Consider the following 13,655-nt stretch of genomic DNA (forward strand, 5'->3'; position numbering starts at 1 on the left):
GACGCAGGGCAAAGGTCAGGCCCCGGATTCCGTCGGGAGTCCGGGGCCTGCGTCGTGCCTGGTGGGCGAGGGTGCCGTAGCTCGCGCTACTGGCCTGCGGCCGCCTTCGCCGCGATGTCCGTGCGGTGCTGGGAGCCGTCGAGGCGGATGCGGCCGACCGCCTGGTAGGCGCGCTCGCGGGCCTCGGCGAGGTCCTTGCCGGTCGCGGTGACGGACAGCACCCGGCCACCCGCGCTGACCACGGCGTCCCCGTCCCGCTTGGTGCCGGCGTGCAGCACGTACGCGTGCGGGGCGTCCTGGGCGGCCACCTCGTCCAGACCGGTGATGGGGTCACCGGTGCGCGGGGTGCCCGGGTAGTTGTGCGAGGCGACGACCACGGTGACCGCGGCCTCGTCGCTCCAGCGCAGCGGCTCCAGGTCGCCGAGGTTGCCGGTGGCGGCGGCCATCAGCAGACCGGCCAGCGGGGTCTTCAGCCGGGCCAGCACGACCTGGGTCTCCGGGTCGCCGAAACGGGCGTTGAACTCGATGACCCGTACGCCCCGGCTGGTGATCGCCAGACCGGCGTACAGCAGACCGGAGAACGGGGTGCCGCGGCGGCGCATCTCGTCGACCGTCGGCTGGAGCACGGTCTGCATGACCTCGTCCACCAGCTTCGGGTCGGCCCAGGGCAGCGGGGAGTACGCGCCCATGCCGCCGGTGTTCGGGCCCTCGTCGCCGTCCAGGGCGCGCTTGAAGTCCTGGGCGGGCTGGAGCGGGACGACCGTCTCCCCGTCCGTGACGGCGAAGAGGGAGACCTCCGGGCCGTCCAGGTACTCCTCGATGACGACCCGCTCGCAGGCCTGCGCGTGGGCGCGGGCCTGGTCGAGGTCGTCGGTGACGACGACGCCCTTGCCGGCGGCGAGACCGTCGTCCTTGACGACGTAGGGCGCGCCGAAGGCGTCGAGGGCCTCCTCGACCTCCTCGGGGGTCGTGCAGACGTACGAGCGGGCCGTGGGCACGGCCGCAGCCGCCATGACGTCCTTGGCGAAGGCCTTGGAGCCCTCCAGCTGCGCGGCCTCCTTGGAGGGGCCGAAGACCGGGATACCGGCCTCGCGCACCGCGTCGGCCACCCCCGCGACCAGCGGGGCCTCCGGGCCTACGACGACCAGCTCGGCGCCCAGCTCGGTGGCCAGCGCGGTCACGGCCGCGCCGTCGAGGGCGTCGACCTGGTGCAGCTCGGCCACCTCGGCGATGCCGGCGTTGCCGGGGGCGCAGTGCAGCGCGGTCACGGCGGGGTCGAGGGACAGGGAACGGCACAGGGCGTGTTCGCGGGCGCCGCTACCGATGACGAGGACCTTCACGGGGTCAGCCTAACCGGCGCGCGGTGGGGTGGTTTGTGCGGGCGGCTGAAGGAGTGGAGGTGAGGCGGTTGTGGGTTTCTCCAAAGAACGGCCATCTCCGGCTATTCGTTGGTGAACTCCTCCACCACCGTCGCCCCCAGCTCGCGCACGATCAGCTCCTGGCCGGAGAGGGCCGACTCGTCGAGGTCCGGGTCGTCGTCCTCGGGGATGTCGTCCTCGGGGGCGACGGGGGCCGGGGCCGGTTCGGGGGCGGGCGGGGGGACGGGAGCGGGCGCCGCGGAGGGTGCGGAGGTGGCGCTCGGGGTGCTGGGGGCTGCCGGGGAGGCCGAGGGCACCGCGGGCGCGGGCTGGGCCGGGCGCGGGGGCGCGGCCGTACCGGCACCGCCGTAGCCGCTGGTGGCTGCCCCGCCGTAACCGCCGCTCGGCGCGCCGCCGTAGCCGCCCGGGGTGCCGCCTCCGCCGTAGCCGCCGGAGGGCGCGGAGCCGCCGGACGGGTCGACGATCGCGTCGATCTTCCACTGCACGTTGAACTGCTCGGCCAGCGCCTGCCGCAGCACGTCCTCGCTGCCGCTGCTCGCGAAGTTGTCCCGGGCGCCGGCGTTGACGAAGCCGAGCTGGAGGGTGGTGCCGTCGAAGCCGGTCACCTGGGCGTTCTGGCTGAGCAGGATCCAGGTGAAGCGGCGGCGGTTCTTCACCGCTTCCAGGATGTTCGGCCAGAGGGCACGGGGGTCCAGGCCGCCGGCCGGAGGGGCCGCCGGTGCGGGCGCGGGGGCGGCCGGGGCCGGGGAGGGGGCGGCGGAGGGGCCCGCGGCGCTCGGGGCGCCCGGGGCACTCTGGGCGCCCTGGGCGCTCGGGGCCTGGGCGGCCGGGGGACGGCCGGGGCCGCTGCCCGGAGCCGCGGCGGTGGGCCAGCCGCCGGGCCGGCGTCCGGCACCGGCGGGGGTGGCGGTGGGCCAGGCGCCGGGGGCCGGGGAAGCGGGGGCCGCGGCGGGCTGGGCGGGTGCTGCGGGGGCCGGGGCGGCCGGGGCCTCGGCGGGGGCAGGGGCGGGCTGAGGCGCGGCGGGGGGCGCGCTGGGGGCGCTCACGGGCGCGGCGGGGGCGGGAGTGGCCGGAGCGGCCGAAGCGGGAGCGGGAGCGGCCGGAGCCGTCGGCGCCGGAGCTGCGGGCGCGCCGGAGCCCCGTACGGCAGCGCGGGCCGCGGCGGCGCCACCACCGGGGGGAATCGGCGCGGTGGCGGCCGCGTGGGCGTCCGGGCCCGGGACGTACGCCATGGCGGGCGCGTTGCCCCCCGCCGAGAAGTTCACACCCCGCTCCAGGCGGTCGAGGCGGGCCATGACGGACCGCTCGTCGCCGTACGCGGCGGGCAGCAGGACGCGGGCGCAGATCAGCTCCAGCTGGAGGCGCGGGGAGGTGGCGCCGCGCATCTCGGTCAGGCCCTCGTTGACGAGGTCGGCGGCGCGGCTCAGCTCGGCCGCGCCGAAGACGCCGGCCTGGGCCTGCATCCGCTCCAGGACGTCGGCGGGGGCGTCGATGAGCCCCTTCTCGACGGCGTCCGGCACGGCGGCGAGGATCACGAGATCCCGCAGCCGCTCCAGCAGGTCCGCCACGAACCGCCGAGGATCGTTGCCGCCCTCGATGACCCGGTCCACGACCTCGAAGGCGGCGGCGCCGTCACCGGTGGCGAAGGCCTCGACGACGGAGTCGAGGAGAGACCCGTCGGTGTAGCCGAGGAGGGAGGTGGCCATGGCATACGTCACACCCTCCTCCCTCGCGCCGGCGAGCAGCTGGTCCATGACGGACATGGAGTCACGCACGGACCCGCCGCCGGCCCGCACGACGAGCGGAAGCACGCCGTCCTCGACGGGGATGTTCTCCTTCTGGCACACCTCGGCGAGGTAGTCCCGGAGCGTCCCCGGCGGCACGAGCCGGAACGGATAGTGGTGGGTCCGCGACCGGATGGTCCCGATGACCTTCTCGGGCTCGGTGGTCGCGAAGATGAACTTGAGATGCTCCGGAGGCTCCTCGACGACCTTCAGCAGCGCGTTGAAGCCGGCCGACGTGACCATGTGGGCCTCGTCGATGATGTAGATCTTGTACCGGCTGGAGGCGGGCCCGAAGAAAGCCTTCTCGCGCAGCTCACGGGCGTCGTCCACACCACCGTGGGAGGCCGCGTCGATCTCGATGACGTCGATCGAACCCGGGCCGTTCCTGGCGAGATCCCGGCAGGACTGGCACTCCCCGCAGGGTGTGGGGGTGGGACCCTGCTCACAGTTCAGACAGCGGGCCAGGATCCGGGCGCTGGTCGTCTTGCCGCACCCACGCGGACCGCTGAACAGGTACGCGTGATTGACCCGGTTGTTCCGCAGCGCCTGCTGCAACGGGTCGGTGACATGCTCCTGCCCGATGACCTCGGCGAACGACTCCGGGCGATAGCGGCGGTACAGCGCGAGAGACGACACGCATACGAGGTTATAGGCGCCCACTGACAACCGGGCCCGCCCCAAGATCCACAGCGCCCCGGCCCGAATCCGCCCGGGGAACGCAAGCGCCCCCCACGCACCCGCCAGAGCCGACCTACCCTTGCTGCCTTCCGGCCCTGGGGGAGTTCAGTCAGATAGCGCCGCGTGAGGGGCTGCGCCAAGGCTACCTGATCCCGGGGGCAGGGAACGAGTTCGCGAGCACTCCTCTCGGTCATGTAATGTTTCCGGCGGAGGATTCGCCTAGAGGCCTAGGGCGCACGCTTGGAAAGCGTGTTGGGGGCAACCCCTCACGAGTTCGAATCTCGTATCCTCCGCCTCCGCCCAGCAGGGCAGTCGAGGGCCCCGACCGGTTTGCCGGTCGGGGCCCTCGTCGTGTTCCGTCTCACATGTTCCGCCTCGGCAGCCCCACCCGCCGGAGTGCGCTTGCTCCGGCGGGTGGGGCCGACGCCCTATTAGCCCTGCGGCGTCGCCGGAAGCGGGCTGATGCCCGGTTCGAAGCGGGCCCGGAGGTAGATGCGGGTGCGGTCGGCGGAGTACTCGTGGGCGTACAGGCGGACGCAGCGCTCGTCGGAGGCGTCGTACGCGGGTGCGTCGGTGTCCTCGCCGGGGCAGACGTAGCCGTAGTGCATGCCCTCCTTGAAGGTCTCCGGTTCCGGGAGGCCGAGGTGGGTGAAGTCGTGCGGGGGAGTGTCGGTCGCGGCTGCCGTGGGGGTCAGCCACTTGCCCTCCGGGGGGTTCTCCTTCAGGTAGGTCTCCGCCTCGGAGCGGGTCAGCGTGAAGGTGAGCAGGCCGGTGTCGAACTGGGAGGTGACCTCGTACGCGGCCTTGGGGGACTGGGCCGTGGGCGGGACGGCGAGGTCCATCTGCTCGCTCATCCACTCCGGGGTGATGCCCTCGGCCCACGTCGAGTCGGCCGGACGCTGTGACGTGCGGTCGCCGCCGCGGGCGGTGCCGCCGTCGCCGGCCTGGCTGCCGCTGCCGCACCCTGTCACCGCGAGGGAGGCGGCCAGCAGGGCTGCCGCCGTCCAGGCCGTGCGCCCTCCGCGCCTGACGTCGTTCATCGGACTCCCGCCCTTCCCGGCGTCCGCTCGGTCGTACGGTCCTGCTGTTGCTCTCGGCCGGGGTTCAAGCGTCCGTCCCTGCTCTCGTCGGGACCCGGCAACGGGTCGTCGTTCGGCTGCGCGGAGCCGAGATCGTAGTGCTGGACGCTACTGCTGCCCGACATGTCGAACTCCTGGGCGAGGCCCACCCGGTGCAGCTTGGCCATCTGCCCGTCGGGGATCTCCAGCGGGCCCACGGTGACGCCCTTGCCCTCGTCCCAGTTGTAGCGGTCCCAGACGTTGGCCTGGTAGTCGACGCTGATCTTGGGGTTGCCGTTCGCGTCCGGTACGGCCGTCACCACACCGGTGACGTTGGTGTTGGCCCCGCCCACCGCGTAGAACCAGTTCTCGTCGGTCTCCTTGGTGAAGTAGAAGCCCTCCGGCTGCTTCGCCTCGACCGGGAAGGCGACCGGCTTTCCGCCGTTCTTCCGGAACTCCTCCAGGGCCTGCTTGCGCCAGTCGTCCTGGTTCAGCCGGACGATGTCGTCGACGTACGTCTTGAAGGCGGGGACGTCCGTCATCATCTTGTCCACCGGCAGGGTCATGGGGCTGCCGGTGTTGTTCAGGTAGTGCGCCATGTGGCGGGAGGCGTCCGTCATGCCCTTCCAGTCGGCGCCCTCGGCCAGCAGTTCCATCTTCTGCTTGGTGACCCACTCCTCGAAGCCCGGCGACTCGGAGTCGTGCTTGCCCGAACCCGCGTCCGCCGCGATCTGCGGCATGGTCGGGCTCAGGATGCCCGCCGCCATCAGGTCGTCCTTCTGCGCCAGCCACAGCTGTGCCCGCGCCTCGGGGCTCAGGGACTCCCACAGGCGCCGCAGCTCGGCCCGCTGCTCCGGGTTCGCGTCCTTGCCGAGGTCGGCCAGTTCCTTCGCGCGCGGCAGCTGTTCCTCGTCGAGGGACGTGTAGCGGGCGTGCCCCGCGTTGTGCGGGTCGTTGCCATGGCTCTTGCGCAGGGCGCGTACGGCCGCCGCGTCGACCTCGGCGGCGTGCTGGACGATGCCGGTGAGGGTGTCCGCGTACCACTGCATGCGGTCCTTGGTCCGCTGGTCGGGGCCCTCGGGGGTGCACATCATCTCGATGACGCGGACCGTGCCGCCCGGGCCGTCCGTGACGAGGAGCCCGGGGTCCGGTGGCGTGCGTCCGGGGTCGCCCTTGCGCGCCGAGTCGGTGAGGGTCTTCGCCTGCTTCTGATAGCGCGTCAGCTCGGCGTGGGCGTCGGTGAGGACGTTGGCTATGCTCTCCGCCTCCGCGTGGAGGTCCGAGAACTCTTTGGCCGTCTTGCCCACGAACTCCTTGGTCACGGTGGCGTTGACGCCTTTCCAGCGGGCCCCCTCGGCCTTCCTGGTCAGTCCGTCCCGGACGTCGGTCGCGAGCTTGGCCAGTTCGCCGGCCATCGTCTTCCAGTCGGTCGCCGCGGTGCCCAGCTTGGTGAGATCGAGGGCCATGAGGTCCGAGTACGAGAAAGCTCCCATGGTCCCTCCTACTTGAAGTAGTCGTTCAGGGCCGAGACGGGCAGCGTTCCCGTACGGCCACGGATCTCGGCGGCGATCCCGGCGTCCTCCTGCGCGTGCAGCTTCTTGCTGTAGTCGAGGTGGTTCGAGATGTGCGCGCAGGCCTGAAGGACGTGCTTCACCTGCGACGTCCAGATCTCGACGGTCGACTCCAGCTCCGCGCCGAGCCCCAGGTTGTGGCTCTTGAGCGCGGCGGCGGCCCGCATCGTGGACCCGGATCCGCTCTTGTCCGCGCCCGTCCCGGCGATGTCGGCCTTCTTCTTCAGCTCGCCGTGGAGGATGAACGCCTCATGGCCGACGGCCCCGAGGTCGTCCTGGTGCACGACCAGGTCCGAGTCGCCGGCCGCTCCCGGCGCCACCTGGTTCAGCCGCATCCGGGCGCCCCCGTCCTGTGGCGCCTCCGCTTTGGCTCTCTCCCACTCTTCCCATGCCATACCGTCCCCCGTCGTTACCCGTGCTCGCGGTGGGCTGTGGCGGAAGCTGCCGCCCATCGCACCTGGGAATGTACCAACTCGCCTGTGCTGACCTGCGGTTCGTCACAGGTGTGGGGTCAGGGGTGGGTGGTCACGAGTCGTCAGAGGTCGTCAGGGGATGAGGCGCTGTTCCTTCGCGGCCGCCACCGCGCCCGCTCGGGTGGTGACGCCCAGCTTGTCGTAGATGCGGCGGAGGTGGGTTTTGACGGTGGCCTCGCTGATGTAGAGGGTGCGGGCGATGTCGCGGTTGGTGAGGCCCTGGACGAGGTGGCCGAGGATGTCGCGTTCGCGGGGGGTGAGGGTGGGGCGGGGAGTGCGGAGGTGGGACATCACGCGGGTGGCGATGGGCGGGGAGAGGGCGGTGCGGCCCTCGGCCGCGGCGTGGATCGCGGAGAAGAGTTCTTCGGGGCGTTCGGCTTTGAGGAGGTAGCCGGTGGCGCCCGCCTCGATGGCTCGGGTGATGTCCGCGTCGGTGTCGTAGGTGGTGAGGACCAGGATGTGGGGCCTCCGGGTCTCCGCCTCGGTGTCTCCCCCGGTCGTCTCCAGGATGCGGCGGGTGGTTTCCACGCCGTCCATCCCCTCGCCCAGTTGGAGGTCCATCAGGACCACGTCCGGGCTCAGCTTGCGGGTCAGCGCCAGTGCCTCCTCGCCCGTCGCCGCCTCGCCCGCCACCTCGATGTCCGGGGCGCTCGACAGCAGGGCGCGCAGGCCCGCGCGGACCACCGCGTGGTCGTCGCAGAGGAGGATGCGTACCGCCGTCATTCGGGCTCCACGGGAGTCGTGAGCGGAATCGCCGCCGAGAGGACCGTGCCCTCGCCGGGGGCCGACTCGATCGTCAGGGTGCCGCCCAGCTGGCGCAGGCGGGCGCGGATGGCGGGGAGGCCGTGGCCGCGGATGTCGTGTCCGCGGGCCGGCGTACCGGGGTCGAAGCCGCGGCCGTCGTCCGCGACGTCCAGGACGATCTGGTCGTCCAGGCAGGTCAGGGTGATCGTCGCCATGGTGGCCGCCGCGTGTTCCCGGACGTTGGCCAGGGCGCCCTGCGCGATGCGCAGCACGGCCGACTCGACCAGGGCGGGGAGGGGGGCGGCCGGGGTGCCCTCCGTGTGCAGGCGGACCGCGAGGGCGGCGTCGCTCTCCCGTTCCGCCAGGGCGGCCAGCGCCTCCCGCAGTCCCGCGCCGCCCGCCAGGTCCGCCGGAGTGAGGTCGTGCACGAAGCGGCGGGCCTCGGCGAGGTTGTGCTCGGCGACCGAGGCGGCCGTACGGACGTGGGAGCGGGCCGTGGCCGGGTCGGTCTCCCAGACGCGGTCCGCCGCCTGGAGCAGCATCCGCTGGCTGGACAGGCCCTGGGCGACGGTGTCGTGGATCTCCCGGGCCAGGCGTTCCCGTTCGGCGAGCATGCCCTCGCGGCGCTCGGTGGCGGCGAGGACGCGGCGGGTGCGGACCAGGTCGTCGATGAGGGCGCGCTGGCGGGCCGACTGGCGTTCCATCGTGACGAAGACCGCCGTGGCGATCGCGGCCACCGCCGGGGGTGCGAGGAGGACGTTCGGGTCGGGCCAGCCCGCCAGTTTCAGCTGGGCCGCCACCACCAGCGCGGTGAGCAGCGCGACCAGGGTGACGGCGGCGCGCGGCGGCAGGGTGCGCAGGCCGGTGTAGAAGAGCGGGACCGCGCACCAGGCGAAGCTGGGGGCCAGGGCGACGAGTGCCGTCCAGGTGGCCACCACCGCGACCAGCCAGATCATCCGCCGTGCGGTGAGGCGGGCGCCCAGGGCCGGGCCGAGGACGTACAGCACCGCCAGCAGGACCGAGAGGGCGATGACCCACGGGGTACGCGGCTCGGGGCCGTGCCGGGCCAGGTAGCGGGCGAGGGAGGCGCCGAGCAGCACAAAGAAGGCCGTGTGCATGACGATCGTGAGGGTGGTGCGGGAGTCCCGTTCGGGCTTCCGTACGTCGTCCTCCCGCGTGTCGTCGTCCGTCGCCGGTGTCATTCGTCTCCCCCTCCCTCCTCTTCCGCACTGAGCTGGGCAAACACCTCCATTGTCGGGCCGGGTGAGCCATCCGGGGTCAGCCGTTCGGATGACCCCCGGGTCATCCGGTCCGGTCCCGCGGGCGAGCCCCTGCGACGACCGGACGGGCCCGGATACGGACCGAGGATCGATCCCGTCCCCTCCGTTCCACCTCCGACCGGCGAAAGGTCCCTCCACGATGAAGCACAGCAGGAAGCTCTCCCACCGCGCCCGCCTCCTCACCGGCGCCGCCGTGCTCGCCGCCGTCGCCGCCACCGGCACGGTCGCCGCCAATGCCGCCGACACGACGGACACGGCCACGTCCGCCAAGGCCTCGGCCGCCGCGCCGGGCAACCTCACGCAGAGCACCCACCTGACGATCGACGCCGCGGCCGAGGCCGCGCAGGCCGCGCTCGACGCCGCCGAGAAGGACGGCCAGCGGGTCACCGTCGCCGTCGTCGACCGCAACGGCAACACCATCGTCACCCTGCGCGGCGACGGCGCCGGTCCGCAGTCCTACGAGTCGGCCGAGCGGAAGGCGTTCACCGCCGTGTCCTGGAACGCGCCCACCTCCGAGCTCGCCAAGCGCCTCCAGAACGCCCCCAACCTCAAGGACATCCCCGGCACCCTCTTCCTCGCCGGCGGCGCGCCCGTCACCGCCAAGGGCGCCCCCATCGCGGGCATCGGCGTCGCGGGCGCCCCCTCCGGCGACCTCGACGAGAAGTACGCCCAGGCCGGCGTCGCCGCCCTCGGCCGCTGACCCGGCGGCCGCGTCCGTCACGCGCCGCCCGTGTCGCGCAGTTCCCGGGCCCGTCCGGCGGCGCGCTCCAGGGCCTCCACGAGGATGTCGTGGAGGCCCTGCTCGCGCAGGGCGAGGATGCCCTGTTCCGTGGTGCCGCCCGGTGTCATGACGCCCCGGTAGACGCGCTCGGGGTCCTGGCCGGTGGTCTCCAGCAGGTCGGCGGTGCCGCGCAGCACCTGGCAGGCCAGGGTGAGGGCCTGGTCGGCAGTGAAGCCCGCGCCGGTGGCGAAGTCGGTGAACGCCTTGGCGATGTACGCCACGAAGGCCGGGCCGCCGCCCGCCAGCGCCGTCGCGTCGTCCAGCAGCGCCTCGTCCGTGACGGTCAGGACCCGGCCGATCGACGCGAGCGCCCGTTCCGCGCGGGCGACCTCCGCGGGGGCCACGCCGTCGGCGGCGCACAGCACCGTCATCCCCGCGGAGACCTGGGAGGCCACGTTCGGCATGGCACGTACGACGTGCGGGGCGTCCAGCCGTCCGGCGAGCGCGGCGAGGGGCACGCCGGCCATCACCGAGACGAGGGTGACCTCGCGGAACGTGCCCGGCGGCTGGGCGGCGGCGAAGGCGTCGAAGGCCTGCGGCGGGATGGCGAGGACGACCAGGTCACCGGGGAACGGTGCGTACGCCGACGCCACTTCCAGCCCTTCCGCGCGCAGGGCGGCCGCGCGCTCGGCGGACGGTTCCACGACCGTCAGCGGCACCTCGGACAGGGTGCCGCGCAGTCCGTGGACGAGGACCGAGCCCATGTGTCCGGCGCCGATGACGACGATGCGCTCCCGCATGCACCCAGCATCGGCCGCGTACGCGCCGGCCACCGCCCGGGCCGTCCGAACGGGTTCAGCCCGTCCGCACCGGGCTCAGGTGATCCGCACCGTCCGCGCCACCGTCACCTGGTCGAACTCCGACACCCGCACCGTCACCTTCATCCGCCAGCTGCCCGGCACCGGCAGGTCGAGGGTGTCGGTGCCCCAGTAGCCGCCGCGGTCGGTCAGTCGGGCGTCGATCGGACCGATGTCCTGGGCGGGGAGGGTGAAGGCGAGGCGGAGTTCGGGGACGGTGGCGAGGCCGCCGTCGGGGGCGAAGACGACGGCCTGGACGGAGTTCTCGCCGGTGCGGGCCGGGTCCAGGGTGATCTGCACGGTGCCGCGGCCGCCGGGGGTGCCCACGTCGAACGGCACGGCCGTGGTCGTCGTGGGTGGCAGCCCGGTCACCGGTCCGGCCGCCGCCGCCTCGGCCGCGGCGCGGCCCGGCAGGGTGCCGGTCAGCAGGGTCGTCAGCACCAGCACCATCACGCCCACGGCCAGCTCGGCGAGGACGGAGCGGCGCAGGTCCCGGCGCCGTTCCTCGGGGACCTCGGGGGCGGCCGGCTCGGGCCGCGGCGCCTCGGGCTGCGGCGCCTCGGGCCGGCCGCCGACCGGCTCCGGTACGCGTACGGCCGGTACGGCCGTTCCGGCCCGTGCGTGCACCAGCCCCCGCGACACCCACGCCACCCCCAGCAACACCACCACCGCCGCGACTTTGGCGACCAGGAGACGGCCGTACGACGTCTGCGTGAGCGCGTCGAGGGAGCCGAGGCCGCGCCAGGACTGGTAGACGCCGGTGACGACGAGGACGGTCACGGAGGCGAAGGCCAGGCGGGAGTAGCGGTGCACGGCGGCCGCCGGGAGGCTGTCGTGGCGCAGGCAGGTGAGCAGCGCGGCGAGACCGCCCAGCCAGGCCGCCATCGCCAGCAGGTGCAGCACCGAGGAGGTCATCGCCACCGGCACCTGGATCCCGGCGGAGGCGTGCTCGGCGGCGGCCCAGGTGAGGGCCAGTCCCACGGCGAACCCGGCGTGGACCCACGGCATACGGCGCCTGGGCAGCCGTACGAGAAGCAGGAGGAGCGCGAGGCGGCACAGCAGGGCCACTCCCGGGCGGCCGGTCGCGGTCCGCCGCAGGCCCTCCGGGTCGAAGGCGGTCCACGGGGCCGTGCCCGTCTCGTACGGGGCGCGCAGCAGGAGCAGGGCGAGGGTGGCCGCGAGCAGGGTCCACCAGCCGGTGACCAGCAGGCGGCGCAAGGGGCGGGCGTCGGGCGGGCGGCAGACGGCGACGAAGGCGGCGGTGCCGAGGAGGAGGGCGGCGGCGAGGTAGGCGAGGTGACGGGCGAGGGTGTGCAGGGCCTTGGTCGCCGGGTGCTCGGGCGGTCCGGTGTCCGGTGCGGCCGTCGTACGGCTGGCTTTGCCGACGGAGAAGGTGAAGGCGCCGGAGACGGGGTGGCTGTCGGCGGAGACCACCCGCCAGGCCACCGTGTAGGTGCCGGTGCGCAGGCCGTCGGGCAGGGTGACGCGGACCGTGTCGTCGCCGTCGGGCGCGTGCCGTGCCTCGCCGATGCGGACCCGGCGGTTGTCGGGGCCCAGCAGCCGCACGGAGCCGTCGAGCAGGCCGACGGACTCGGTGAAGGAGAGGGTCAGCTGCCGGGGCGCCGATTTCAGGACGGTGCCGTCGCGGGGGTCGGTGCCGGAGAGGGCGGCGTGCGCGGAGGCGGGGGCGGCGGAGCCGAGGAGGAGCAGGAGCAGCACAACCGGGATCAGCGCCCGTCGGCGCAGTCGTCCGCCCTGGTGCATCAGTTCCGTACTCCCGAGGTCCGCGACAGCCCTTCGGGAGTGATACGGACGCCCGGCCCCGGACGTTCAGCCGCTCACCAGGTCACGTTCAGCCGTTCACCACGTCGGCCGCGCCGTCACCCCGCCGTCCACCACCAGGTCGTGCCCCGTCACCCAGGAGGCGAGCGGGGAGGCCAGGAACACGCAGGCGTCGCCGACGTCCTCCGGCCGCCCCAGCCGGCCGAGCGGGGCCGCCCGCTGCCAGCGCCGTACACCGTCCGGCCAGGCCTCGGCGAGGCCCTCGCGGTCGATCAGGCCGGGGGAGACGGTGTTGACGCGGATGCCGAGCGGGCCGTACTCCAGGGCCGCCGCGCGGGCGTGCATCACGACGGCCGCCTTGGAGGCGCTGTAGTGGGCGTGACCGGGGGCGGGGGCGCCCGCCTCGATCGACGCGATGTGGGTCACGGAGCCGCCCTCCGCCATCACCTCCACCGCCGCCTGCGTGCACGCGAAGACGCTTCCCACGTTGGTGTCGACGACCGCCCGCCACTCCTCCCCCGTCATCCCGGCCAGCTCCCGCACCGGCTGCACGCCCGCGTTGTTGACCAGCGCGGTCAGCCGTCCGCCGCCCCACTCGGCGGCCTCGCGCACGACCCGGTGGCAGGCCTCCTCGTCGGTGAGGTCGCCGCGCAGCACCGTGGCCCGGCCGCCCGACTCCCGGATGCGGTCCGCGACGGCCTGCGCCTGCTCCACCGCCGTACGGCAGTGCACGGCGACCGCCGCCCCGTGCTCGGCGAACCGCAGCGCGATGCCCCGGCCGATGCCTCCGCCCGCTCCGGTGACTAGGGCGGTCTGTCCTTCCAGCAGCCTCATGGTCGGCAGAGTTCCACGATCCGCCCGGCCTCCGCCGGATAGCGCGCCGTCAGTTCCCCGGCGTCGCCGTGCTCGTAGTCGGCGTACGTGAAGCCGGGCGCCATGGTGCAGCCGAAGAACGACCAGGAGCCGCCCTCGGCGACCCAGCCGCCCATCCAGGTGCCGGCGGGCACGGTGAGCTGGAGGTGCTGGCCGCCCAGGACGTCCCGGCCGAGCACGGCGGTGCGGCTCGTCCCGTCGGGGGCGAGCAGGAGCAGCTCCAGCGGGTCGCCGAGGTAGAAGTGCCAGATCTCGGCGGTGGGGAGGCGGTGCAGGGCGGAGTAGTCGTCCCGGGTGAGCAGGGCGACGATGGCGCTGCCCTCGGGGCGGCCGTCCGGGCGTTCGGGCCCGGCCCAGGTGCGCCGGAACAGGCCGCCCTCGCGGGGTATCGGTTCGAGTCCGTAGTGCGCGACAAGGTCTTCTGGCGTCACCCCGCGAAGGCTAGCTCCGCCGGT

Annotated in this window: 12 protein-coding genes, 1 tRNA gene and 1 other RNA gene; 2 read left to right on the plus strand and 12 right to left on the minus strand. The window is 73.7% G+C overall.

Annotated elements, in window-relative coordinates; genetic code table 11:
* Positions 1-86 precede the first annotated feature (86 nt).
* The 3 genes from purD to ffs form a co-directional block, all read right to left on the minus strand.
* Positions 87-1,340 (minus strand): phosphoribosylamine--glycine ligase, encoded by a 1,254-nt coding sequence (purD, locus tag ACZ42A_RS13470; protein ID WP_468527337.1) that lies wholly within the window; start codon positions 1,338-1,340, stop codon positions 87-89.
* Between the two features lie 101 nt (positions 1,341-1,441).
* Positions 1,442-3,799, minus strand: coding sequence for a DNA polymerase III subunit gamma and tau (locus tag ACZ42A_RS13475; RefSeq protein ID WP_468527338.1), 2,358 nt, complete (start codon positions 3,797-3,799; stop codon positions 1,442-1,444).
* A 79-nt stretch (positions 3,800-3,878) separates the two neighbouring features.
* An RNA gene (ffs, locus tag ACZ42A_RS13480) (signal recognition particle sRNA small type) lies at positions 3,879-3,977 on the minus strand.
* A 72-nt stretch (positions 3,978-4,049) separates the two neighbouring features.
* On the opposite strand from ffs, the gene ACZ42A_RS13485 reads away from it, so the two are divergent.
* Positions 4,050-4,134, plus strand: a tRNA-Ser gene (locus tag ACZ42A_RS13485).
* A gap of 138 nt (positions 4,135-4,272) precedes the next feature.
* Here the strand turns inward: ACZ42A_RS13485 and ACZ42A_RS13490 are convergent.
* The 5 genes from ACZ42A_RS13490 to ACZ42A_RS13510 form a co-directional block, all read right to left on the minus strand.
* A complete protein-coding gene (locus ACZ42A_RS13490; RefSeq protein WP_468527339.1) occupies positions 4,273-4,881 on the minus strand; it encodes a hypothetical protein in 609 nt (202 codons plus the stop codon).
* Positions 4,878-6,392, minus strand: a complete 1,515-nt coding sequence (locus ACZ42A_RS13495; protein ID WP_468527340.1) for a hypothetical protein — start codon at positions 6,390-6,392, stop codon at positions 4,878-4,880. The genes ACZ42A_RS13490 and ACZ42A_RS13495 overlap by 4 nt, the downstream gene beginning before the upstream one ends.
* Before the next feature lie 8 nt (positions 6,393-6,400).
* Entirely contained in the window at positions 6,401-6,865 is a 465-nt protein-coding gene (locus tag ACZ42A_RS13500; RefSeq protein WP_468527341.1) for a hypothetical protein, read from the minus strand.
* Between the two features lie 150 nt (positions 6,866-7,015).
* Entirely contained in the window at positions 7,016-7,666 is a 651-nt protein-coding gene (locus ACZ42A_RS13505) for a response regulator (RefSeq protein ID WP_468527342.1), read from the minus strand.
* Positions 7,663-8,889, minus strand: a complete 1,227-nt coding sequence (locus ACZ42A_RS13510) for a sensor histidine kinase (protein ID WP_468527343.1) — start codon at positions 8,887-8,889, stop codon at positions 7,663-7,665. The genes ACZ42A_RS13505 and ACZ42A_RS13510 overlap by 4 nt, the downstream gene beginning before the upstream one ends.
* Before the next feature lie 217 nt (positions 8,890-9,106).
* Here ACZ42A_RS13510 and ACZ42A_RS13515 point away from each other — a divergent pair, with 217 nt between their 5' ends.
* The gene (locus tag ACZ42A_RS13515; protein ID WP_468527344.1) at positions 9,107-9,667 is read left to right on the plus strand and encodes a GlcG/HbpS family heme-binding protein; all 561 of its coding nucleotides are present in this window, start codon (positions 9,107-9,109) and stop codon (positions 9,665-9,667) included.
* 17 nt (positions 9,668-9,684) lie between these two features.
* Here the strand turns inward: ACZ42A_RS13515 and ACZ42A_RS13520 are convergent, their stop codons facing one another.
* The 4 genes from ACZ42A_RS13520 to ACZ42A_RS13535 all read right to left on the minus strand — a co-directional run bounded on the left by ACZ42A_RS13520 (position 9,685) and on the right by ACZ42A_RS13535 (position 13,631).
* Positions 9,685-10,488, minus strand: a complete 804-nt coding sequence (locus tag ACZ42A_RS13520) for a pyrroline-5-carboxylate reductase family protein (RefSeq protein WP_468527345.1) — start codon at positions 10,486-10,488, stop codon at positions 9,685-9,687.
* A 75-nt stretch (positions 10,489-10,563) separates the two neighbouring features.
* Entirely contained in the window at positions 10,564-12,309 is a 1,746-nt protein-coding gene (locus ACZ42A_RS13525) for a copper resistance CopC/CopD family protein (protein WP_468527346.1), read from the minus strand.
* Positions 12,310-12,405: 96 nt separating this feature from the next.
* Entirely contained in the window at positions 12,406-13,161 is a 756-nt protein-coding gene (locus ACZ42A_RS13530) for an SDR family NAD(P)-dependent oxidoreductase (RefSeq protein WP_468527347.1), read from the minus strand.
* Complete coding sequence (locus ACZ42A_RS13535) at positions 13,158-13,631, minus strand: cupin domain-containing protein (RefSeq protein WP_468527348.1); 474 nt, start codon at positions 13,629-13,631, stop codon at positions 13,158-13,160. Before ACZ42A_RS13535 ends, ACZ42A_RS13530 begins: the two co-directional genes overlap by 4 nt.
* Positions 13,632-13,655: the final 24 nt, after the last annotated feature.

Source organism: Streptomyces sp. NPDC030838, from assembly GCF_055572035.1.

Bases quoted from the DNA above. Each gene is read 5' to 3' on its own strand.
- ACZ42A_RS13490 (WP_468527339.1), bottom strand. From the start codon at position 4,881: ATGAACGACGTCAGGCGCGGAGGGCGCACGGCCTGGACGGCGGCAGCC.
- ACZ42A_RS13495 (WP_468527340.1), bottom strand. From the start codon at position 6,392: ATGGGAGCTTTCTCGTACTCGGACCTCATGGCCCTCGATCTCACCAAG.
- ACZ42A_RS13500 (WP_468527341.1), bottom strand. From the start codon at position 6,865: ATGGCATGGGAAGAGTGGGAGAGAGCCAAAGCGGAGGCGCCACAGGAC.
- ACZ42A_RS13505 (WP_468527342.1), bottom strand. From the start codon at position 7,666: ATGACGGCGGTACGCATCCTCCTCTGCGACGACCACGCGGTGGTCCGC.
- ACZ42A_RS13510 (WP_468527343.1), bottom strand. From the start codon at position 8,889: ATGACACCGGCGACGGACGACGACACGCGGGAGGACGACGTACGGAAG.
- ACZ42A_RS13515 (WP_468527344.1), top strand. From the start codon at position 9,107: ATGAAGCACAGCAGGAAGCTCTCCCACCGCGCCCGCCTCCTCACCGGC.
- ACZ42A_RS13520 (WP_468527345.1), bottom strand. From the start codon at position 10,488: ATGCGGGAGCGCATCGTCGTCATCGGCGCCGGACACATGGGCTCGGTC.
- ACZ42A_RS13525 (WP_468527346.1), bottom strand. From the start codon at position 12,309: ATGCACCAGGGCGGACGACTGCGCCGACGGGCGCTGATCCCGGTTGTG.
- ACZ42A_RS13530 (WP_468527347.1), bottom strand. From the start codon at position 13,161: ATGAGGCTGCTGGAAGGACAGACCGCCCTAGTCACCGGAGCGGGCGGA.